The following is a 21905-nucleotide window of genomic DNA, read 5'->3' on the forward strand; positions in this document are numbered from 1 at the left end:
TGATCCATGCCTGACTTTGTCCTCCGCCCCGCCGTAGCCACCGATGCCGCCTGGATTGCCGAGCTTCGCGCCGTGGTGATGCGGCCGGACCTGGAACGCCTCGGACGCTTCGACCCCGTGCGCGTCCGCGAGCGCTTCCTTGCCGCCTTCGAGCCGGAGCAAACCTACGTCATCCATAGCGACGGCGTCGACGCCGGAGTGATCGCGGTCAGGCCCGAAGCGGACGCCCGGTGGATAGAACATTTCTTCATCGCCCCGGCACATCAGGGCAAGGGACTTGGCGGGGCCGTTCTCCGGCATGTGATGGGCGCATCGGTGGACGAACGCCCCTTCCGCCTGGACGTGCTCCAGGGAAGCCCGGCCCGGCGTCTTTACGAGCGGCACGGCTTCGTCCTGGAATCCGAGGACCCCGTCGACGTGTTCATGGTGGCCCCGGGCAACAGCTGACCACGCCTCCCCGGAATGCGGTAACCTCAGCACACACCACGCGGCCATGACGCGATACTTTCCGGGGGGAAAATGGGGAACTTTCGAGCGCGCTTGTTGATTCGATCGCGTCTGCTAAGACGTGCAACCACTACTGCAATGGCAACGGGTCTCCTGGCATCCGGGCTGGTGGGCGCCGGACCAGCCCTTGCCGACTACCAGCCAACTCCGTACATCGACGGCGTTCCGTACGTTGGGTCCGAGATGCGCCGCCAGTACAACTACGACTACTGGGGTTGCAGGAACCCCGACGGTTCCAGCGACGGCATCACCCTGGAGTGGCTGCGCGACGGCGAGACCCTACCCCAGGAACGCCAGGGAGAAACCCTGAAGGTCCTGCCCGAAGACCAGGGCTCCAGGATCTCGTTGCGTGTCCATCCGTTGACTCCCGGTGAGCCCGGCTGCCCCACAGGCACGCAATTGAGTGCGGAAACCGCGCCGATCAAAGCGTCCAACCGGGCAATGGGCTGGACAGGCAGGGGCAACTTCGAACCCCTGGCCCGGACCGCCGACGGCCGGCTGATCCTGTACCCGCGGACCTACACGTATTACAAGGGCGCCTGCGAGGGACCCTGCCCCGCGTACTGGGGAACATGGGACGAACCCCGGCAGGTAGGGGCGGGCTGGAACATGTTCAACATTGTCTTCTCGCCCGGCGACTTTGACGGCGACGGATTCAATGACCTCCTTGCCAGGAACTCAGCGGGCCAGCTGTTCCTCTACCCGGGTGACGGCGACGGCGGCTGGCTTCCTGCCCGCCAGGTGGGCGCCGGTTGGAACATTTTCGACTCGATCGTGGGTCCCGGGGACTTCAACGGCGACGGCCACAACGATGTCCTTGCCCGGAATCCCGCGGGCGATCTGTTCCTGTACCCGGGAGATGGCGAGGGCGGGTGGCTGGCGCCCGGCAAGGTGGGCTGGGGCTGGCAGGTCATGAACAAGATCATCACCAGCGGCGACATGAACGGCGATGGCACAGTGGAGATCTTCGGCCGCGACCACAGCGGCGGCCTCCAGCTGTACCCCACCGACGGCCAGGGCGGTTGGGGTGTTCCCGCGTTCATGGGCAGCGGCTGGAACACGTTCCGGGATGTGTCGGGCCTGGGCAGCTTCGCTCATCAGAAGTACAACAACCTGGTTGCCATCAACCAGAACGGCGATCTTGTCCTGTACTCCACAGGCGCTGCCACCACAGGGCTTTATGGTCCGTACGGCCCGGTCGGCAACGGGTGGGACGTGTTCCGGGAACTGCTCTAGGGGTCCATTAGAGGGACTGCCCCCACACCGTCAGCTGGAGCTTCACCGTAGCGCGGGCATCATCCCCGCCCTCCGATGCGGAATTCTGCTGGATCATTGCCAGGAGCAGGCGTAACACGCCCCGCGTTTCCGGGGTTTTTCGCCGGCGCCAATGGAATGATCCAGCAGAATATGCACGCTTCATCAGGAACGCACGGGCGTTTCCAGGCCCAGGTTTTCGCGGAGCGTGGCGCCCCGGTACTCCGTGGGGTACACGCCACGGTCCTGGAGCTCGGGCACAAGGTGGTTCACGATCTCGTCTAGACCGGTGGGGATGAGCCATGGCGAAATGTTGAAGCCGTCCACGGCACCAACCCTGGCGTATTCGGCGAGGTGGTCGGCGACGGCGGTGTAGGAACCGGTAAAGGTGGCATCGATGCGTGCCGTCTTTGAGGTGACGAACTGCCGGATGCTCAAGCCCTTGTCCTTGGCCTCGGCCCTCCACTGATCGGCAAGTTGCCGTGCCTTGGCACCGTGGAATCCGCTGCCACGGGTTTCGGACGTTTCCTCCACCACGGGATCGATCTCCGGGAGGGGACCATCGGGATCGTAGGAGGAAAGCTCGCGGCCCCAGAACTGTTCCAGGTAGGCAATCGCCTGCTGGGGTCCGATCTGCAGGCTCCGGACCCAGGCCTTTTTCTCCTGGGCTTCCTGGTCCGTTGCGGCAAGGATGAATTCGCTGGCAGGCATGATCTGCACCGCGTTCGCACCCCGTCCAGCGGCTACGGAACGGGAAACGATGTCGCGCCGGAACTCGACGGCGTCATCGAACTTGGGGTGCGCGGAGAAGATGACGTCCGCTTGCCGGGCAGCGAAGTCGCGGCCCTCGGGTGAGTCGCCGGCCTGGAACAGCACGGGCCGGTACTGGGCGCTGCGGGGCAAGCGCGGGGTGACGTCCACGGTGTAGTGCTGCCCTTGGTGCACCACCCGGCGTGCCGGGCCGGTGGGCGTTTCCCAGGAGTCCCAGATCCGCTTGGCGGTTTCGACGAAAGCCTCGGCGTGCTTGTAGCGATCGGCGTGGTCAAGGTAGCCGCCGCGGCGGAAGTTGGCCCCGGTCCAGGCGTTGTCCGTCGTCACCACGTTCCAGGCTGCCCGCCCGCCGGAGATGAGGTCCAGCGAGGACAAGCGGTGTGCAAGGTCTGCGGGGTCGTTGTAGGTGGTGTTCTGCGTAGCCACCAGGCCGATGTTCTTCGTCACGGACGCCAAAGCAGCGAGCATGGTCTGGGCATCGGGCCGTCCGGCGACATCCAGGGCATGCGGGCGCCCGAGGTGTTCGCGGAGCCGCAGCCCTTCCCCCAGGAAGAACGCGGCGAACTTGCCACGCTCAGCCGTTTGCACGATGTGGCGGAACGATTCGAAGTCGGTCTGCGAACCGGATTCGGCCGCTTTCCAGATGGTGCCGGAGTTGACGCCCTGGAAGAAGATACCGAACTGGATCCGGCCGCTCGGCTGGAAGATATCGCGTGTCATGCTGGTCCCTGCTTTCCTGCGGCGACGGCCGCGGCAGATGTCGAATAGCGGCTTTGGGGGCGCTCCAGGCCGAGTACATCGCGGAACGTTCCATCCAGGACGGGCGGCCGCACTGAACCGCGGCGCCGGAGCTCCGGGAGGACCAGCCGTGACAGTTCCTCCAGCTCCACCTCCAGGGCCGCGGGGTGGAGGCGGACTCCGTCGGCCTCGGCGAGCAGCACCTCAAGGAGCTCGATGAGTCCATCGGCGGGGCCGGTGTAACGCGCCCGTTCGCTGTCGGACAGGGCCGCCTCGGGTGAGGCCACCGGGCGTGAGGCCGCGCTTTGCCCGCGTGCGTCCAGGAGGACGTCGAGCTCCGCCACAATCGCCACCGAGCCGCCGAGCCGTGCGCGAACATCCCGGATTTCGGCAGTCAGCAGCTCGGGCGTCGGCGCGGACACCAGGACAGCGTCCACCGCCTCAACCGGAACCTGGCCTTCGCCCACCAGCTTCGCAGCTGCCAGCACGGGCAACTGGCCTTGCAGGGGCCTGGGGATGATGGACGGTCCCTTCACGGAATACGGCGTGCCACTGAAGTCAGCCGGGGTTTCAAAGTCCACGTAGTGAAGCTTGTCGACGTCCAGGTAGCGCCCCGTGGCGACATCGCGGATCACGGCGTCGTCTTCCCAGGAATCCCAGAGCCGGTGGCCTGCTTCGATCGAGGCGGCAGCTTCCTGTGCAAGAGCGTTACCCGTGACAAAGGACCGTCCGACGGCGGCAGCGGCCTCGGGCGACTCCGCCGCCGTGGCAATCCACCCGGCCCTGCCGCCGGACACGTAGTCCAGGCTGGCAAGCTGTGTGGAAATGTGGAACGGCTCCGTATATACAGTGTCCACCTCGGGGACCACGGCGATGGTCCGTGTGATTGGTCCGGCAAAGGCCGCCCGTTGCAGGGCGTTCGCGCGACCGGCGTCCGGGGTGTCCTTGAAGGTTGCCGCGTGGAAGCCCGCGGACTCGGCGTCGAGGACGGCGCGGGCAAGGTTTGCGTACCCGGCACCATCGAGTTCAATGGCCAGGAACCCGGCCTTCTTGGCAATGCTCACTTCTGGTCCTGACGTTCGTAGGGAATCTTCTCGCCGGCTTCAATGGCCACCGGGAGCCGGTTTTCGGCGGGAGGCAGCGGGCAGGTAGCAAGGTCGGTGTAGGCGCACGGCAGGTTCACTGCCCGGTTGAAATCGAGTCGCACCGAGCCATCGGCGGCCGGAACCACGGACAGCGAGCGGTTGGCCGCGTACGTGGTCTTGCCGGAGGTCTGGTCGGTGAACAGCACGGACAGGGAACCCGGGGCATGCCCGTTGAAGGCTGTCAGCGCGAGTTCCTCGCCGGCCAGCTTGAAGCGGATCTCGCCCGGGGCTTCGTACACGTGCTGGATGCCTTCGACGGCGGCACCCACCGTGGTGGGCCGCGGGACCTCGAACGGGACAAAGGTACCGGCCACGGCGAAGGCAGCATTGGGCGTGTACGCCGGAGTGCCCTGGTACTGACGCAGGAGCGCGTTTTCCGGGTTTCGGGGACGCACGATGTACTCGCCGCCGCGCTTGGCAACCTCGATCACGGTGTCTCCGGATACCAGGTTGATGCCGCCGCGTTCCTCAATGGGTCCCAGCTCGAGGACCGTCCCGTTGTTCAGCTCGACACCGTCCTGCTGCAGGCTTTCGCCCGGTTCCAGGACGACACGCACGACGTCGGCGTCCACACTCCAGGTGCCGGGGGCACCTTCCAGCCGGGTCGCGTCGCCGGTCAGCCAGTGCAGGTGGGTCACGGCGAGGAAGCCGTGCGGGTGGGCGCGGTGACGCTCGTGGGCCTCGTGCCAGTCCTGCCATTCCTGGTCAAAGGCTTCGAGTGCGGATGCGGCATGCGTAGCGCTATTAGTGTGCGTAGACATTGGCGGTATCGCTCCTGTTGAAGGCGTGGTCTGCGGTTACGGTTGCTGCGGCGTCCGGTTCGGTGGCGCCGGCGAATTCCGGGCGGCCGCCGAAGGGATCGTCGGATTCCCACAGGGTTGTCGGTGCGGACGCCCGGACTGCGGGAATGACGTCCAGGGCGAAGCGTTCCAGTATCTCCAGCTGCTGTTCGAACGGCAGTGTGGTGGGCAGGGAGATCGACTGGAGATCGTGGTTGTACAGCGAGTGGTAGCTGAGGATCTTGTCGATTACCTGCTCCGGGCTGCCTACCAGGGCCGGTCCCTCTGCCACGGCGTGGTGGATGTCCCGGAACGGTGTGTTGTTGCCCGGAACGTTGCGCCCGGCAGTGAGTCCTTCGTAAACCGGGCCGTATTGCCGGATGGCTTCCTGGGTGGTGTCCGCGATGAACACACCGCCGGCACCGCTGCCCGAGCCGAGGTACTGATGCCGGGGATCGTGCCCGTGGCGCTCGTACTCTTCGCGGTAATGGTCGATCAGGACTTTGTAGTTCCCGCGCGGCTGGATGGCGTTGGCCGTGAACAGGGGATCGCCCCATTTGGCGGCGAGCGCAGCGGACGTCAGGGTTGTAGCCGAGCCGTGCCAAATCCGGGGCGACCCCGCGAAGGGGCGGGGCGTCGTCGTGGTTGGCTCGGTCAGGGCGGGCCTGAAGCGGCCCGACCACGTGACGCTTTCCTTGCGCCACAGCGTACGCAGCAGCGCGTACTTTTCCGCGAGCAGGTCCCACTGGTCATCGAGGGACAGCCCGAACAGCGGGTACTGCAGGACCTCGTTGCCCTTGCCGATCACGAGCTCCAGGCGGCCGCGGCTCAGTTGGTCGATGGTGGCGTAGTCTTCCGCCACCCGCACGGGATCCAGTACGGAGAGTACGGTGACGCCGGTCTGGAGGCGGATCCGGGTGGTGACGGCGGCAATCGCGGCGAGGACCGTCGTCGGGGATGACGAGACGAACTCGCCGGCATGACGCTCACCCACGGAGAAGCTGTCGAAACCGAGTTCCTCCGCACGGCGAGCCGTCTCCACCACCTGGTTGAGCCGATCAGCAGTGGAGACGATCTCCCCCGTCACCGGATTCTTCAGGTGCGGGATGATGTCGAGGACCTGGAACTTCACTTTCCCGTCCCAAAAGTGGCTTCCGTGACGGTCTTCGACTCCGGCACGGCTTCTTCGGAAAGTCCCCAGCGTTCCAGGACCTTGCCGTACGAGCCGTCCTTGATGGTGGAGTTCAGGGCTTCGGTGATGGCCGGAGCCAGGCCGTTGTCCTTGAGGGTGGTGGCTGCCACCAACGTTTCGGAGGGCCATCCGGCGTTGACCTTGCCAACCACTTTGAGGTCGTCGCGGGTGTTCTCGCGATAGGTCACCGAGGGGTACGGAGCGAGGTTCAGGTCGGTGCGGCCGGACGACAACGCCAGGATGGTGTCGGCGTCGGAGGAGTAGTACTGAAGGGTGGCGGGAGCCTTGCCCTTCGCTTCGAGCTCCTTGTTCCAAGCCAGCAGGATCTTCTCCTGGTTGGTGCCGGAGCCCACGGAGATCTTCAGGCCGGAGATGTCATCCGAGCCCTTGATGTCGTAGCTGGAGCTCTTCTTCGCTTCGAAGCCCATGAACGCGGCACGGTACGTGGAGAAGTCGAACAGCTTCACGCGGGCGGCGTTGATGCCCACGTTGGAGAAGACGGCCTCGAAGTCACCGGACTGGGTCTTGAGCGGCCAGTTCTCCCACGACGTCACCTGCAGGTCCAGGTCCAGGCCGAGCTTGTCGGCGACGAGCTGGGCGATATCCACTTCCACGCCGATCGGCGTTTTGTCGTCGGTGGCGTGGAAGGACAGCGGTATGGAGCCGGCTGTGGTGGCAACGGTCAGCTTGCCGTCCTTCGCGATGGCTGCGGGTACCGCTGCGGCCGCCGTCGTGTCCTTCTCACCCCGGATCCGGTTCTGGTCCACGGTGGTGTTGTAGACGATTCCGTTCTTGGCGGCTTCGGATTCGGGCTTTGCTGCCGACGCTCCAGGATCGGAGCACCCCGCCAGCGCAGGAAGCACGACGGCGGGAAGTACAGCAAGTGCCAGGAGCCGGCTTTTGGTTGAGCGCGGTTTTGTTTCATGAGCGGCGAAGCCGTGGGCGGTGCGAAGCATGGAGGGTGTCCTAGATGTTGAAAGCTGGTTCGATGACTTTGGAGAAGAAGCTCCGGGTGCGTTCCTCGCGGGGGTTGGCGAAGATGTCCTGGGGTGTGCCGGACTCGACGATCAGGCCGTCGTCCATGAACACCACGGTGTCCGCGACGTCCCGGGCGAAGCCCATCTCGTGGGTCACGACGATGAGCGTGGTTCCGGACGTGGCGAGTTCCCGGATAACGTCGAGGACCTCGTTGACCAGCTCCGGGTCCAACGCGGACGTCGGCTCGTCGAAGAGCAGGATCTTGGGATCGAGTGCCAACGCCCGGGCGATGGCAACGCGCTGCTGCTGGCCGCCGGAGAGCTGGCGGGGGTAGGCGTCGGCGCGGTCTTTCAAGCCCACCCGGTCCAGGAGCTCCAAACCACGCTTCCGGGCCTCGGCCTTGGAACGCTTCTGGGCCACGATCGGCGCTTCGATGACGTTCTCCAGTGCCGTGAGGTGCGGGAAGAGGTTGAAGCTCTGGAACACCATGCCGATGTTGGTGCGCTGCTTGAGGATGTCCTTCTCACGGAGCTCATGGAGCTTGTTGCCGCGGACCTCATAACCCACCAGTTCGCCATCGATGGTGATGTAGCCGCCGTCCACCTTTTCCAGGTGGTTGATGGTCCGGAGCAGGGTGGACTTGCCCGAACCGGAGGGGCCCACGATCACCGCGACGCCGCCCGGCGGAACCGACAGTGACACGCCTTTGAGGACCTCGGTGGCGCCAAAGGACTTACGGACGTTGGTGATATCCACCTGTCCTCGGGTCGCTTGCCGGTCAGCAGAGGCGGGCCGGGCCGCCGTCGTGCCGGCTGACGCGGCAGCCGAAGTTTCAGCCGGAGCCTCGTCCGCGGCCTGTGCTGTCGTCTTGGATTCTTTGCGTGCGGCGACGGTGCTCATCGGGCGTCCTTCGTGGGAGAGGCAGCAACATGGGTAGCGAAGAATTTCCGCGCTTTCTGCAGCGGGGTAAGCGGCAGGTTCCGGACGGCACCCTTGGAGAAGTGGCGTTCGATGTAGTACTGGAAAACGCTCAGTACCGAGGTGATCACGACGTACCAGAGCGTCGCCACGAGGAGCAGCGGCAGCACCTGCTGGGTCCGGTTGTAGATGACCTGGACTGTGTAGAACAGCTCGGAGTAAGCCAGGACGTAAACGATCGACGTGCCCTTGACCAGGCCGATGATCTCGTTGAAGGCGTTGGGCAGGATGGCACGCATGGCTTGCGGCAGCACGATCCTGGTGTTCCGCTGCCACGCGGGAATGCCCAGCGCGGAGGCCGCTTCCAGCTGGCCCTGGTCCACGGAGAGGATGCCGCCGCGGATGATCTCCGCGGAGTAGGCAGCCTGGTTCAAGGTGAGCCCCAGGACTGCTGCAGCGAACTGGCTGATCAGCGTAGTGGTCTGGGCCTCGAAGAAGCGGACGTCCGTGAACGGGATGCCCAGGCTGATCTTCTCGTAAAGGTAGCCAAGGTTGTACCAGAGCAGCAGTTGGACCAGCAGCGGAGTCGACCTGAAGATCCACGAAAAGGTCCACGAGACGGAAACCAACAGCGGGGACGCCGACAACCGCATCAGGGCGAGGATGAACCCTAGGACGAATCCCAGGACGCCTGAGATGGCCGTGAGCTTGAGGGTTTCCACCAGGCCGTTGACTACGGATTGTGCCGTGAACCATTCGGCCACCACCCCCCACTCCCAGCGGGGGTTGGTCACAAGGGACCATGCGATGGCGGCCACGCCGGCGGCCACCACCACTGTGCCCACCCAACGCCAGGGATGACGGGCAGGAACCAGCTTGTACTCGGAATAATCCGGGGTGGGCGGTGCAGTGTCCGCCGTGGCAGGCGGTGCGATTGCACTCATGCGCCACCTCATTTCAGATCGGTTGTTGTCTATCGGATGGCTGCCAATCTATGGGCGTGCGAAACCCCGCAGCAAGGCGGGAATTTGCACTTCTTCACTGGACTTCGCGGGGCTTCGCCGGGGTTCTCACGGCGTCACAATCATCGTCATGCAGGGCCATATGAGTCGCTTCGTTGCGTGGGTTGACGGTGCGTGACGCATGGTGAACGGCGGTTACCGGCGCCTCGACCCACGCACCCAAAGCTCCCTAGATTGGGCATCACCAACCACCGCATTCCAGGAGATCCCATGCCGTCACGAGTTCCCGCCATCGCCTTCATTGGCGGCGGCCCGCGCACGGCCGGCGTCCTGGAACGGTTGGCCGCCAACCGGCCCGGCCTGTTCGAGGGTCCCCTTCACCTCCACGTCATTGAGCCCTACCAGCCAGGCTCCGGGCGGATCTGGCGCTATGACCAGAGTCCGGGGTTGCTGCTGAACTCCACCGCAGCCGATGTCACCATGTTCACTGACGAGTCCGTGACGTGCGAGGGGCCGTCCGTACAGGGACCGGGACTGTCCGCTTGGGCCGCCGGAGTACTTGATGGCAGCATCCGTGATGTTCCTCCTTTGGAACCGCACCTGCTCGCCCAGCTGCGCTCGCTGACCCCGGCGTCTTTCCCCACCCGGCAGCTCCAGAGTAAATATCTGGAGTGGTTCTTCGGCCGCGCCGTGAGCGCACTGGGCCCCGAAACAACGGTGACGGTGCACCGCGACACCGCCACCGGCGTCGAACGTTCCGGCGCTGACAGGCACAGCGTGCGGCTGGCCTCCGGCGGCGAGGTTGTTGCCGACGTCGTGGTGTACTCGCTGGGCCACACGGATTCCCTTGTTGACCGCGAGTCCGCCCGCCACAGCGACTTCGCTGCCCGGCACGGCGGCTTCCACGCCCCGCCGTCGTACACCACGGATGTCGACTACTCCGGGATCGAGGCCGGTCAGGACGTGATCGTCTCCGGCATGGGACTGGCGTTCGTGGACTTGCTGGTGCTGCTGTTCGAGGGCCGCGGGGGCCGCTTTGAAGAACGGCCCGACGGCGGACTCGACTACGTGCCTTCCGGCGCCGAACCGCGGCTCTGGGCGGGGTCGCGACGCGGCGTGCCCTACCACTCCAAGATCTCCTCGACCCTGCGCAGTCCTGTGGAGCGGCCGCGGTACTTCACCGCCGAAGCCATCGGCGCCCTGCTGGCCGGGCATCACGAGCTGGATTTCCGTACCCAGCTGTGGCCGCTGATCGCCAAGGACGCAGGTTACGCCTACTACCGCGAGCTCTTCACCGGCTACCCTGAGCGGGTCCTGGGCACCTGGGCCGCCTTTGAAGCCCGGTTCGATGCTCTCGACTGGTACAGCCCGCAGCGCGAAGAACTGGTGGCGGTCTCCGTGCGGGACGCTGCCCTGCACCTCGACTTCGAAAAACTGGACCACCCGCTCAGTGGCTGCGCGTTCGCCGATCACGACTCGGTACAGCGTTCAGTCGCCGCCTATATCCAGCGGGACCTGGACCTGCGGACCGGCCCGGACCATTCCGAGACCCTGGCCCTGTTCACCGCATTATTGTTCGTCTACATGGACCTTGGCCGGCTGGTCCCGCAGGAGCGGCTGAACGCACGGTCCCAGCAGTCCATCCATGGGTGGTGGCACGGCTTCTTCAGCTTCGTGGACTCAGGGCCGCCGTCGCACCGGCTCCGGGAGATGCTCGCGCTGCACAGGGCCGGGTACTTGAAATTCCTGGGCCCCGGCATGTGGGTACGGGCCGATGATTCCGTGGGCCGCTTCGTGGCGGGGTCCTTCCAGTCGCCCGTGGTGGTGGATGCATCCGCCTACATCGAGGCGCGCCTGCCTTCCGCTTCCGTGGAACGTTCGGCGAATCCCGCTTTGGCGGACCTGCACGACGCCGGATGGGGCACCGAGCAGCGGCTGCTCACTTCCGAGGGCCCACACTCCACCGGGAAACTCCTGATCTCCGGGAATTACGAGGTATTGTCCCCTGTTGGTACACCACAGAATGGTTTGTTTGCCGTGGGGCCGTGGACCTCGGGCTGGGGTGCCGGAGCCTTTGCACGCCCCAACACCAACGCAGCCCCGTTCCGGGAGAACGACGCCCTCGCGCGCAGGATCCTGGCCACGGTTGCTGCCACGTTGGAGGGAGCCGGCGCCAGTGCCCCGGCCTCGGTTCCAGCGCCCCATCCCAACTAGGGGACAGCAAACGTCGCACTGAACCGCCATGACAGCAGCTGCTGTCCCCCACTTGGGTTCCACCTACGAAAGGCCAGACATGACAACAACGCCAACCCTGCCGACGTCGGGCCTTACCGTCCTCAGCCTGCCCATGCGCGATCCCCGCGTCCGCCCGCTCCTGGACGAGCTCGCCGTCGAATACAACACCCGATACGGTGACCTGTTCAGCAGCGAGGGCGCAGCCGAGGAATTGAACCGCTACCCGGCAGAGGAATTCGCGCCGCCGCACGGAGCGCTCATCATCATCCAGGAAAACGGTGAATCCGTGGCCGGTGGCGCCTTCCGCCGCTACGACGAGCACACGGCCGAGCTCAAGCGGATCTGGACCCACTCCGCCCACCGCAGGCGCGGACTGGCTCGCCTGGTCCTGGCCGAACTCGAAAACGAAGCCCGTCGGCGCGGCTACCGGAAGCTGTACCTGACCACCGGTCCACGCCAGCCCGAGGCGAAAAATCTGTACCTCGCCACGGGGTACAAAGCCCTGTTCGACCTCGCCGCGGACCCCGAAGACATCAAGCATTTGGCCTTCAGCAAGGATCTTGCCAAGCCCAGCTAAGCTATGCGCATGGCCAACGAACCCAAAGCAACAACTGCTGAGAAACTCGCCACCATCCAGCAGGGGTACACCCTGCAAGGTGCCACCATCGAGCTGGGTGCCGCGATCGTGGACGGTGAAGTCTACAAGGAAGCCCAGGTCCGCCTGCCCCTCGCCATGATGAACCGCCACGGCCTTGTGGCAGGCGCTACCGGCACCGGCAAGACGGTGACGCTGCACATGATCGCCGAACAACTCTCGACGGCGGGCGTCCCGGTTTTCCTCGCGGACATCAAGGGTGATCTGTCCGGGTTGGCGACGCCGGCCACCGGCAGTGAAAAGCTGACGGCACGTACGTCCTCGCTCGGCCAGGACTGGCAGGCCAAAAACTTCCCGGTCGAGTTCCTTTCGCTCGGCGGAGACGGCAACGGCATTCCGGTCCGGGCCACCATTACCTCGTTCGGGCCCATCCTGCTCTCCCGCATCATGGACCTCAACGACACCCAGGAGTCCAGCCTCCAGCTGATCTTCCACTTCGCGGACCAGAAGAACCTTGAACTGATCGACCTCAAGGACCTCCGCGCCGTGATCCAGTTCCTGACCTCGAACGAAGGAAAGGCCGAACTCGCCGAACTGGGCGGGTTGTCGAAGGCCACCGCCGGTGTCATCCTCCGCGAGCTGGTCGGCTTGGAAGCGCAGGGCATGGAGAAGTTCTTCGGCGAACCCGAGTTCGACACCGCCGAACTGCTCCGCACAGCACCGGACGGCCGCGGTGTCATCAGCTGCCTGGAACTGCCCACGCTCCAGACCAAGCCCCTCCTGTTTTCCACGTTCCTCATGTGGCTCTTGGCGGACCTTTTCGAGGACCTCCCCGAAGCCGGAGACCTCGACAAACCCAAGCTCGTGTTCTTCCTGGACGAGGCCCACCTGCTGTTCAACGACGCCTCCAAAGCCTTCCTCGACGCCATCACCACCACCGTCCGGCTGATCCGTTCCAAGGGCGTGGGTATCTTCTTCGTCACCCAGACCCCCAAGGATGTCCCGGCCGATGTCCTGGGCCAGCTGGCCAACCGCGTGCAGCACGCCCTGCGCGCCTTCACCCCCGAGGACGCCAAAGCCTTGAAGGCCACCGTGTCCACCTTCCCTGTCAGTGACTACGACCTCGAAGAGACCCTGACGTCAGCCGGCATTGGCGAGGCCGTCATCACCGTCATGAACGAAAAGGGCGCCCCCACGCCTGTGGCGCTGACCCGGCTCCGTGCCCCCGAGTCGGTCATGGGCCCCAGCGCCGACGATCTCATCAAGAGCACCGTCGCCGCGTCCCCGCTCCTGGCGAAGTACGGGACAGCCGTGGACAACCTCTCGGCCTACGAGAAACTCAATGGCCGGGCAGCCGCACCGACAGGCGATGCCGCACCGGGGCTGCCGCCCGTGCCGTCTTCCGGCACGCCCGTTGGAACATCCCAAGCGGACATAGACGCCGAAGCCCGCCGCATCGAGGAAGAGATCCTGGGACGGCCCAGTTCACGGCCGTCCACTTCAACCACCGACTCCTTCCCGGCGCCACCCGCTCCCCAGCCTGTCCCCCAGCAAGCACCACCACAGGACAGCGGCATGTTCGGCGACATCGCCGGAGCCCTTGGCGGCGCACTGGGCGGTGGCCTCAAGAGCATGGTCCGATCCATGGGAACGCAGCTGGGCCGGGACCTCATGCGCGGAGTTTTTGGCACGTCCTCACGTCGCCGGCGCTAGCTTCGCCAGCCTGGTTGAACCACGACGCCGGGTGGCAGCGACGCCTGCTGCCGCCCGCCGTCGGGCTTCTCCAGACGGCTGATAAAACGTCATAACGGGTACCTCCTGCACGGCGTGGGCTGTTGCGGCAGGTAACGTAAAGGGCGTGCAGTTGAGTCAAGCGTTCGTCAAGACCGCAGCCGGATGGCTGCTCGGTCTGATGCTTGCTGTCGTCGGCGCGATCGTCTGCATCAACCTGGTGGGCTCTTCCGTGGCCAGTCCGCAGCAGCCCGTCAAGGAGTATCTGCAGGCGCTCCAGGACGGCAAAGGCGAAGAAGCCCTGGGCCTCCTGCGGGCCAAAGTGCCCAGCGCCAACGCGGCCATGCTCGACGGCACGGCCCTCCAAACCGCTGCTTCCAAGCTGTCGGACGTCCATGTGGGGAATCCCGAAGCCCGCAGTGCAAACCGGGTAGCCGTTCCCGTGGACTACACCTTGGACGGCAGCCGGCTCCACACGGAATTCCTCATGGAACGAACCGGTACGCAGTGGCTGTTCTTCGGGAAGTGGGCGTTCGTGCCCACCACCCTGCCCACCATTGATGTGACCGTGGTGAACTCCAGCGAAGCCACCCTCAACGGCGTTCCCGTCAACATGCCCAACGGCCGCAACACGTTTGCCGTGTTCTTCCCGGGCAAGTACGAGGCCAGCCTTAACGGTACTTATTTCGAAGCTCCCGCAACCTCCGCGCTCGTCACAACGCGCGACGGCGGACAGGCACCCCTGAACCTGCAGACCCGGTCCACCAAAGCCATGAACGATGCCGTGGCTGGGAAAGTGCGCGAATTCCTGGACACCTGCGCAGCCCAGGCCACCGAACAGCAGCGCCTGCAGCCCGACTGCCCGTTCTACCACGTCAGCAATGCCCGGGTAGTGGACGGCACCATCAAGTGGGCCATCACGGAGTATCCCAAGATCACCATTGAACCGTTCAGCGGCAAATGGGTTGTTGCTCCGTTGAACGGCAAGGCTACGCTGACCGCCCGGGAGGTCAACCTGTTCACGGGACTCGTGAACGACCTCAACGTGGAGCACGACTTCAGCTTCACCACCCAGTTGGATGTCAGCGGCGACACTGTGACGGTTACACCCCTGCTGACGTTCTAGCCTGCGGGAAAAACCCGGCGGTTTTGTAGTGCTTTTTGGTACTGCAGGGCTGGTTTTTGGTACTGCAGGGCTGGCGCCGCCAGCGTAGTGGCACGCGGCCTTTGGGGATCGGGTCCCGGTGAAAAGCAGAACGGCCCGCCTCCTGCCCGGTGTGGGAGGAGACGGGCCAGCTGCGTGGGGTTTAGTCCATGCCGCGGAGGTCCAGCACGAGCTCAGACTCCCCGTCGGCCTGCAGGACCACCGGAATGCCCCAATCCTGCTGGTACAGGTGGCAAGCGGCGTGGTCCGGGATTTCGCCGTCTTCGGTTTCCGGTCCATCACAGGCGGCCGCGCGGGCCGTGATGTGCAGGATTCCTTCGGGGACATCCGCCGACAATTCAAGCGTGCGCAGGAGACCCACCGAGGTCCCGCCTCCGGAAACCAGGAGCTCGGGCGGTGTGGAGGAAATCTTCATCTGGGTGGGATCGCCCCAGCGGTCATCAAGCTTTTGACCGGTGGGAGCCTTGAAGCGAACGGCCAGCTCAAGGGTTCCGGGCGTGACCGGGCTCTTGGGGCGGTGCGTCTGCGATGCGCCCTCGTCCACCTGTTGGGCTTCCTTGGGGATCGGTACCAGGACCAGCTGGTGCTTATTCGATTCCACCACTACCAGCAACGGATCGCTGCCTTCCACCTGGACCACCACGACGTCGCTCGGCTCAGCGAGGCCCCGGGCCAGGGTGGAGACGGACTTGGTGGCGGGGTCGTAGCGGCGCACAGCCCCGTTGTAGGTATCGGCGATGGCCACGGAGTTGTCCGGAAGCACAGTCACGCCCAAAGGGTGCTGCAAGCGGGCTTCCGCGGCTTCACCATCACGGAAGCCGAAATCGAACAGGCCCTTGCCTACTGCGGTTTCCACGGTCACGCCGGAATCGCTGACCACCAGGCGGCGCAAGGACGATGTCTCCGAGTCAGCTACCCAGATGTTGTCTTCGCCGTCGATTGCCAGGCCGGAGGATTGTGCGAACCAGGCTTCCTCGGCTTTGCCGTCCAGCAAACCTTCAAGACCGGAGCCGGCCAGGATGGAGACCTCATTGGCCAGGGGGTCGAAAGCGAAAATCTGGTGTGTGCCGGCCATGGCGATGACCACCTTCTGCAGCTTTTCGCTCCAGACCACATCCCACGGCGAGGAAAGGGACACTTCCGTGCCGCGCCCGAGCGCTCCAACATCCAGGGCGTCCCCGGCGAAGTCAGCCGGACCGTCGTCGTGGTGTTCAGACCAGGTACCGGCGCCGGAGTCGGTGACACGGGCGGGGCCGGTGTCCAGGAGCCGCTGCACGCCGTTGCCTGCGATCGTCTGGACGTATCCCGAGCTGAGGGTCACGCCTCGGAGGCGGTGGTTGACGGTGTCGGCCACCACGGCGTCGTAGCCGAGCTTCCAGGCCAACTCCGACGGCAAAAGGGTAACGCCCTGGGGTTCGTTGAACCGGGCAATTTCCGATTGCCCGTCCAGGTAGCCCTTGGTGCCGGACCCGATGATCCGCTCCACGGTCTCCAGATCCGGGCGCAACTCCACCAAACGGTGATGGCCGGAATCCACCACCAGGTAGTTTCCGTTGGCGAGCTGGGTTGCCTTACCGGGGAACCGCAGAGTGCCCGACGTCGGCACAGGGGCTACGTACGGACCGTCACCGCGGTGGAGGGTCCCCTTGGCTTCATGTTCAGCGACGAGTTCTTCGAGCAGGACGGCGAGGCCGTCTGCGTGGCCCTCGCCGGAAAGGTGGGCCACAATGTAGCCCTCGGGGTCCACTACCACCAGCGTGGGCCAGGCACGGGCGGTGTACGCCTTCCAGGTGGCCAGTTCGGGGTCATCCAGCACAGGGTGGTGGATTTCGTAGCGTTCGACGGCTGATGCCAAAGCGACAGGATCTGCCTCGTGCTCGAACTTGGGCGAATGCACGCCAACGGTTACCAGGACGTCCGAGTACTTTTCTTCCAACGGACGCAGCTCGTCGAGAACGTGCAGGCAGTTGATGCAGCAGAAGGTCCAGAAGTCGAGAAGCACGATCTTGCCGCGCAGGGACTCGAGGTCCAAGGACTTCCCACCGGTGTTGAGCCAGCCGCGGCCCTCGAGTTCGGAGGCCCGGACCCGGTGTTGGGTACGTACGGTTTCGCTCATCAGCGTCCTTCCAGCTTGGTGTTCGGGTCGGTGTGCCCGGAATTGTCGTTCGTGGGGCGCTCGGCCGGGGCTGTTGTGGTTGCCCTGGCTGTGCGGCTTGCAAGCTTGGCATCACGCTCAGCCAGCCGGGCAAACATATCGTTGTAAGCACTGAGATCGGCGTCGTTATTCCTGTCGGCCGCACGATCCACCCGGCGCTTCTCCCGTTCGTCGGACCGGGACCACATCACTGCCACGCCGATGGCCACCAGCAGCGTGGGGATTTCGCCGATGCCCCAGGCTACGGCGCCGCCCAATTGTTGGTCTCCCAAGGCCGAGGGGCCCCAGGCGCGGCCGAGGTTGCCGAAGTAGTCCGCAGCGAGCAGGCCGGTGCCACCCATGATGGATACGCCAAAGAACGCGTGGAAGCCCATGGTTGCCAGAAGGAGCAGCAGCCGCATCGGATACGGTGCACGGCGTGGCAAAGGATCGCTGCCGATCATGCTCAGGACAAAGATGTACCCGGTCAGCAGGAAGTGGAGGTTCATCAACTCATGGCCCACGTGCTCACGCATGGCCAGACCAAAAAGGTCCGAGTAGTAGAACAAGACGATGGAGCCCGCGAAGTTTGCCGCCGCGAACAGGGGGTGCGTGACCACCTGGGAGAACCTGGAGTGTACAAACAGGAGCAGCCATTCCCGCAGGCCACGGGAGCCATGGGTGCCTTCACCCCGGGACGGCAGTGCCCGAAGGGCCAGCGTCACCGGAGCGCCGAGAACCAGGAAGATGGGAGCCACCATAGTGAGGGCCATATGGTCCACCATGTGCGCAGAGAACAACACCCGGCCGTAGACAGCGGGCGGGCCGGACGTGATGTAGGTCAGGACCACCAAGCCGATCATCCAGTTCACCGTCCGGAAAACGGACCACTGGTCGCCACGGCGCCGGACCTTGACGATGCCCATGATGTAGGAGACGGCGCCAAACAACGCCACGCCTACCCACAGCCAGTCAAAGCGCCATTCGGTCAGCCAGCGCGAAGGGGTGAGTTCCGGCGGCAGCTCGTATCCGGAAAGGATGAACGACGGCGACGCGTCCGGTGCGTAGGTGGTGGGCTGCGGCGGAGCCGAGCGACCCAACGCGACGGCGAGTCCCGACGTCGCGCCCATCACCAGCAGCTCAACCAGAACCAGCTGCCACAGCACCCGGCGCGCAGACATGGAGCCGTTCTTGCCGAGCTGCGGGATAACCCATTGGCGGTGCATGAAGCCGATACCGCCCAGCACCAACGTTGCGAGGGCCTTGGCCACAATGAGTTGACCGTAAGAGGAGCCGAAGAGGTCGGCCGGGTTGGTGACCCGGATGGCAGCGTTAATGACACCGGAAGCGAACACCAGGACGAAAGCGAAACCTGCCAGGGACGAGAATCGCCGAAGGGTCTGCTCCGTAATGTCCGGGGTCCCCTTCGTCCGGGAACCGGTGAGGATTCCGGACAGGACCGCCAGCATGATGATGCCGCCAACCCAGGTGGAGACGCCCACCAGGTGGAGGCCAAGGGAGTTGATGGCGCCCTCGTGATCGCTTGAACTGGAGGAGTGGCCGATGAGCGCCGTTGGAATCAGCCCGATCAGCGCGAGCACAAGCGTGAAGGCCAGGCCCGTCAGGGACCGGACCCCGAACAGGGCTGTAGTGACCACGGCGGCAATAATGGTGACGGCCAGCCAGGCTTTGCCGGTTTCGATGTCCGTCATGAAGTAGACCAGCGAACGGGTGAACTCCGCGTCCCCGGAAAGCGGCTGTCCGGCGACGTCCGAATAGGTCAGGACCAGTACGGCGACTGCGGACAGTGTCCACGCAGCGCCAGCGGCGGCGGCAACCGCGAGGGCCCGGGCAAATGCCGGATGCTCGACGGCGTCGGCGTCTTTCTCGCGGGACCGGGAGCCACCGAGGTTCTTCGGCAGGATGCCCACGGCAAAGATCAGGCCGCCAATCACCGTGGCCACCGACACGTTGTGGATGGCTTTGGCAAACGGAAGGCCCCACCTGACCAGGGCGCCGGGATCTGAAACCTGGCGGGCCGCCGACGCGCCGGAGAAGATCAATGCCCCCGCAAGGGCGACGATCAGGACCGCCAGGCCCGCCAATTGCCAAGGAAGGGAAATCCCCGCGACTGTGGACCCTCCACGCGCTCCCGCCTTGGGAGGAGTCGAAGGGACAGTTGCGGAATTTCTTGCTGATGGCACTTATCCATTGTCCGCTACCTGTCGCCGGGCTGCGAATCGACAGTGCGCTATGTGCATTAACCCAAAGAAGAAGGGGCGGCAACCATCAGGTTGCCGCCCCTTCAAGGCCTATGCCGAAGAAGTTACTTCTTCTTGGCGACAGCTGCCTTCAGCTTGGAGCCAGCGGTCAGCTTGACGCTGTGGCCGGCTGCGATCTGGATGGTTTCGCCGGTCTGCGGGTTGCGGCCGGTGCGAGCTGCACGGTCGGTGCGCTCAACGGCGAGCCAGCCCGGGATGGTGATCTTCTCGCCGGCGGCGACAGAAGTCTCGAAAACTTCGAACAGTGCATCGAGCACGGAGTTGACTGCTGCCTGGCTGGTGCCAGCCTTGCCTGCTACCTCTGCAACGAGTTCACTACGGTTCTTAGCCATTTACGTCCTCCTGGACTCATACGTTTTTGAGCTTTCAAGCGGAATGCGAGCAAGCCACTGTTCGAAAACTTACCAGCTTGCGATGCCATGGCCAGCAAATTCCGCGTGTTTCCGCGCCTTTTTGACCAAAATCACCGGAATTTCGGGGTTTTTTGGAGCCATTTAAGCCCTTGGCGTACCCTGCGTCCTTGCCGCTGCTCCTGCGCCGTGCCGGTCAGAACAGGATGCGCTGGAACAAAACGTGGTCCTGCCACTCGCCAGCGATCTGAAGATAGGACGGCGCTACGCCGATCCGGTCAAAGCCGCAGCGCCCCAGGACAGCCTGCGACGGGGCGTTGTGGAGCAGGGTTGCGGCCTGGATCCTGTGGAGGTCAAGTTCCTGTGTGGCCATATCGACGACGGCGGCTACCGCACCTGACGCGGCGCCCCTGCCTGTACAGTCCTGGTCGATCCAATAGCCAAGGTTGGCATTCCGGAAGGGACCTCGGACGATGCCGGTCAATGTAATCATCCCGTAAACGCCCCGGTCGCCGGTGATGACCCAGGGCACTTCGCTGCCGGCCGCGTACTGGTCGATCTTGGCGCGAATGACGGCTTCCTGGCCATGCTCGGTGAAGAATCCGTCGTCGCGGGTGGGCTCCCAAGGCGCCAGATGTCCGCGATTACGCAGGTACGCGCCAGCCAAATCCGCGGCGTCTGAAAGCTCAAGTGGACGAAGAAGCAACTGGTCACCACTATGGCCTTGGCCGATGGGCACACTTCGCACGAGATTCATCCCAAGACTCTACCGCCGGCTCCTTGGCCAATTGCGCAGGTGGCCGCGGAGTGATAGCTTTCGGGTGATCGTGAACAATCGGCAGGAGGTGAGACCCATGTACGCAGTATCCACCGTGGGCGCTCCCTGCATTCCACGATCCCGCGACTAAGCGGGTCGCTATCAGGAGCGCCCGTCACGCACATCGCGAAAGGCGTTCACTTGAACACTTCCTCATCATCACCTTTTAGCAACAGTTCGACGGCGGCATCCGGCCGCGCGGGCACCGTCCAGTCCCAGGTTGAGTCCGGCTCCGCCGTCCAGCAACCGTCCACCAGGCAGCGGGCATTGGTCCTTGGCGGCGGCGGCTCCACAGGCAACGCATGGCTCATCGGCGTCGTCGCTGGCCTTTTCGACGCCGGACTGGATGTCGCCACCCCCGAGCTCACCATCGGCACATCAGCGGGGTCCACCGCGGCGGCCCAACTGGCCGGAGCCAGCCCTATCGAGCTCTTTGAAGCCATCCTCAGTTCGGTCCCACAGAAACCCGCAGGCGCTCATAAGTCCGCACCCCGCCAAGCTGCCGCCGTGCCCGTTCGTTCCGTGTCCGGACCAAATATGGAAACGGGACGCACTGCCACAAGACCCGTGATGGATCACATGGAGCGAACCGGCAATATCATGAAGGCCTCCTCCGACATGGCGGACATGCGCCGGCGGCTTGGAGCGGCCGCCGTAGAGATCGCCGCTTCCATGGAAGGTGCCAGCGCGCGCTGGCGGGACATAGTGGCAACCCGCTTGCCGCAAGCCCAGTGGCCGGAAAGAGCGATACTCCTGACCGCCGTCAATGCCCGGACGGGTGAACCGGTGGCGTTCGACCGGGAGAGCGGCGTGGATCTCGTGGACGCAGTGGCTGCCAGTTGCGCCAGCGGTTTCGCCTACAGCATCGGCGACGAGCAATACATCGACGGCGGCTACCGTACCAACGCCGAGAATGCGGACCTGGCGGTCGGATACGGAAGCGTGCTGGTGTTGTCACCCTTCGGTGGGCGAACCCGGACTCCTGCTGAATGGGGCATGCATCTCGCTTGCCAAGTGGACGCCCTGCGCGCCGGCGGCAGCCAGGTGGAAACGGTCATCCCGGACAGCGAAGCCGAGCATATGTTCGGCGTCAATGCGATGGACTTTTCCCTAAGGCCCGCCGCCGCTCGTGTCGGCTTTGAACAGGGCCGGGTCCTGGCTTCCCGGTTGGCCGGCTTCTGGGCTGCGCGTTAGCGTTACGTGGTTTGTTAAATGGAAGAGCCCCAACCGTGGTTGGGGCTCTTCGTTAATGGTTGTCCGGCGGTGTCCTACTCTCCCACACCCTCCCGGGTGCAGTACCATCGGCGCTGTGGGTCTTAGCTTCCGGGTTCGGAATGGGACCGGGCGTTTCC

The 21905-nt window shown here is 64.7% G+C and carries 18 protein-coding genes and 1 rRNA gene; 7 read left to right on the forward strand and 12 right to left on the reverse strand.

The window, feature by feature from the left end:
• Window positions 1-6 precede the first annotated feature (6 nt).
• Together AB4Y81_RS13610 and AB4Y81_RS13615 are read left to right on the forward strand one after the other, a co-directional pair.
• Window positions 7-447, forward strand: coding sequence for a GNAT family N-acetyltransferase (locus tag AB4Y81_RS13610; protein ID WP_064722454.1), 441 nt, complete (start codon window positions 7-9; stop codon window positions 445-447).
• A 138-nt stretch (window positions 448-585) separates the two neighbouring features.
• The gene (locus tag AB4Y81_RS13615) at window positions 586-1743 is read left to right on the forward strand and encodes an FG-GAP repeat domain-containing protein (RefSeq protein ID WP_018778124.1); all 1158 of its coding nucleotides are present in this window, start codon (window positions 586-588) and stop codon (window positions 1741-1743) included.
• Between the two features lie 183 nt (window positions 1744-1926).
• Here the strand turns inward: AB4Y81_RS13615 and AB4Y81_RS13620 are convergent, their stop codons facing one another.
• Genes AB4Y81_RS13620 through AB4Y81_RS13650 form a run of 7 tightly spaced genes read right to left on the reverse strand, consistent with a single transcriptional unit; the run spans window position 1927 to window position 9226 of the window.
• Window positions 1927-3252 carry an NtaA/DmoA family FMN-dependent monooxygenase gene (locus AB4Y81_RS13620; protein ID WP_079581857.1) on the reverse strand — a complete coding sequence of 442 codons (1326 nt, stop codon included), beginning with the start codon at window positions 3250-3252 and terminating at the stop codon, window positions 1927-1929.
• Window positions 3249-4334, reverse strand: coding sequence for an LLM class flavin-dependent oxidoreductase (locus tag AB4Y81_RS13625; RefSeq protein WP_441996091.1), 1086 nt, complete (start codon window positions 4332-4334; stop codon window positions 3249-3251). Before AB4Y81_RS13625 ends, AB4Y81_RS13620 begins: the two co-directional genes overlap by 4 nt.
• On the reverse strand, window positions 4331-5176 hold the full coding sequence (locus AB4Y81_RS13630; RefSeq protein ID WP_441996092.1) for a DUF1684 domain-containing protein: 846 nt from the start codon (window positions 5174-5176) through the stop codon (window positions 4331-4333). Before AB4Y81_RS13630 ends, AB4Y81_RS13625 begins: the two co-directional genes overlap by 4 nt.
• Window positions 5160-6326: an LLM class flavin-dependent oxidoreductase gene (locus AB4Y81_RS13635; RefSeq protein WP_079581854.1), complete on the reverse strand. Its 1167-nt coding sequence runs from the start codon at window positions 6324-6326 to the stop codon at window positions 5160-5162. Before AB4Y81_RS13635 ends, AB4Y81_RS13630 begins: the two co-directional genes overlap by 17 nt.
• Window positions 6323-7342, reverse strand: a complete 1020-nt coding sequence (locus tag AB4Y81_RS13640; protein WP_441996093.1) for an ABC transporter substrate-binding protein — start codon at window positions 7340-7342, stop codon at window positions 6323-6325. Before AB4Y81_RS13640 ends, AB4Y81_RS13635 begins: the two co-directional genes overlap by 4 nt.
• A 10-nt stretch (window positions 7343-7352) precedes the next feature.
• The gene (locus tag AB4Y81_RS13645; protein ID WP_018778117.1) at window positions 7353-8264 is read right to left on the reverse strand and encodes an amino acid ABC transporter ATP-binding protein; all 912 of its coding nucleotides are present in this window, start codon (window positions 8262-8264) and stop codon (window positions 7353-7355) included.
• Window positions 8261-9226 (reverse strand): amino acid ABC transporter permease, encoded by a 966-nt coding sequence (locus AB4Y81_RS13650; protein ID WP_018778116.1) that lies wholly within the window; start codon window positions 9224-9226, stop codon window positions 8261-8263. Before AB4Y81_RS13650 ends, AB4Y81_RS13645 begins: the two co-directional genes overlap by 4 nt.
• 288 nt (window positions 9227-9514) lie before the next feature.
• Here AB4Y81_RS13650 and AB4Y81_RS13655 point away from each other — a divergent pair, with 288 nt between their 5' ends.
• From AB4Y81_RS13655 to AB4Y81_RS13670, 4 genes are all read left to right on the forward strand, one after another.
• The gene (locus tag AB4Y81_RS13655; RefSeq protein ID WP_441996094.1) at window positions 9515-11458 is read left to right on the forward strand and encodes an FAD/NAD(P)-binding protein; all 1944 of its coding nucleotides are present in this window, start codon (window positions 9515-9517) and stop codon (window positions 11456-11458) included.
• A gap of 79 nt (window positions 11459-11537) precedes the next feature.
• Window positions 11538-12056, forward strand: coding sequence for a GNAT family N-acetyltransferase (locus AB4Y81_RS13660; RefSeq protein ID WP_026267222.1), 519 nt, complete (start codon window positions 11538-11540; stop codon window positions 12054-12056).
• A 3-nt stretch (window positions 12057-12059) separates the two neighbouring features.
• Window positions 12060-13787: a helicase HerA-like domain-containing protein gene (locus AB4Y81_RS13665; RefSeq protein ID WP_441996095.1), complete on the forward strand. Its 1728-nt coding sequence runs from the start codon at window positions 12060-12062 to the stop codon at window positions 13785-13787.
• A gap of 151 nt (window positions 13788-13938) precedes the next feature.
• Window positions 13939-14931 (forward strand): hypothetical protein, encoded by a 993-nt coding sequence (locus AB4Y81_RS13670; RefSeq protein ID WP_431230635.1) that lies wholly within the window; start codon window positions 13939-13941, stop codon window positions 14929-14931.
• A 181-nt stretch (window positions 14932-15112) separates the two neighbouring features.
• On the opposite strand, the gene AB4Y81_RS13675 is transcribed toward AB4Y81_RS13670, so the two are convergent.
• The 4 genes from AB4Y81_RS13675 to AB4Y81_RS13690 all read right to left on the reverse strand — a co-directional run bounded on the left by AB4Y81_RS13675 (window position 15113) and on the right by AB4Y81_RS13690 (window position 20493).
• Window positions 15113-17086 (reverse strand): NHL domain-containing thioredoxin family protein, encoded by a 1974-nt coding sequence (locus AB4Y81_RS13675; RefSeq protein WP_018778111.1) that lies wholly within the window; start codon window positions 17084-17086, stop codon window positions 15113-15115.
• The gene (locus AB4Y81_RS13680) at window positions 17086-19308 is read right to left on the reverse strand and encodes a cytochrome c oxidase assembly protein (RefSeq protein WP_026267220.1); all 2223 of its coding nucleotides are present in this window, start codon (window positions 19306-19308) and stop codon (window positions 17086-17088) included. The genes AB4Y81_RS13675 and AB4Y81_RS13680 overlap by 1 nt, the downstream gene beginning before the upstream one ends.
• A gap of 122 nt (window positions 19309-19430) precedes the next feature.
• Window positions 19431-19718 carry an HU family DNA-binding protein gene (locus AB4Y81_RS13685; protein WP_011776355.1) on the reverse strand — a complete coding sequence of 96 codons (288 nt, stop codon included), beginning with the start codon at window positions 19716-19718 and terminating at the stop codon, window positions 19431-19433.
• Between the two features lie 214 nt (window positions 19719-19932).
• The gene (locus AB4Y81_RS13690) at window positions 19933-20493 is read right to left on the reverse strand and encodes a GNAT family N-acetyltransferase (RefSeq protein WP_354627577.1); all 561 of its coding nucleotides are present in this window, start codon (window positions 20491-20493) and stop codon (window positions 19933-19935) included.
• 201 nt (window positions 20494-20694) lie between these two features.
• Between AB4Y81_RS13690 and AB4Y81_RS13695 the strand changes: the two genes are divergently transcribed.
• Entirely contained in the window at window positions 20695-21747 is a 1053-nt protein-coding gene (locus AB4Y81_RS13695) for a patatin-like phospholipase family protein (RefSeq protein ID WP_431229776.1), read from the forward strand.
• 61 nt (window positions 21748-21808) lie between these two features.
• Here the strand turns inward: AB4Y81_RS13695 and rrf are convergent.
• Window positions 21809-21905: ribosomal RNA gene (gene rrf / locus AB4Y81_RS13700) — 5S ribosomal RNA — on the reverse strand; the annotation flags it as partial.

Origin of the sequence: Paenarthrobacter sp. TAF1, assembly GCF_052113825.1 — a bacterium.
Classification (GTDB): domain Bacteria; phylum Actinomycetota; class Actinomycetes; order Actinomycetales; family Micrococcaceae; genus Arthrobacter; species Arthrobacter nicotinovorans.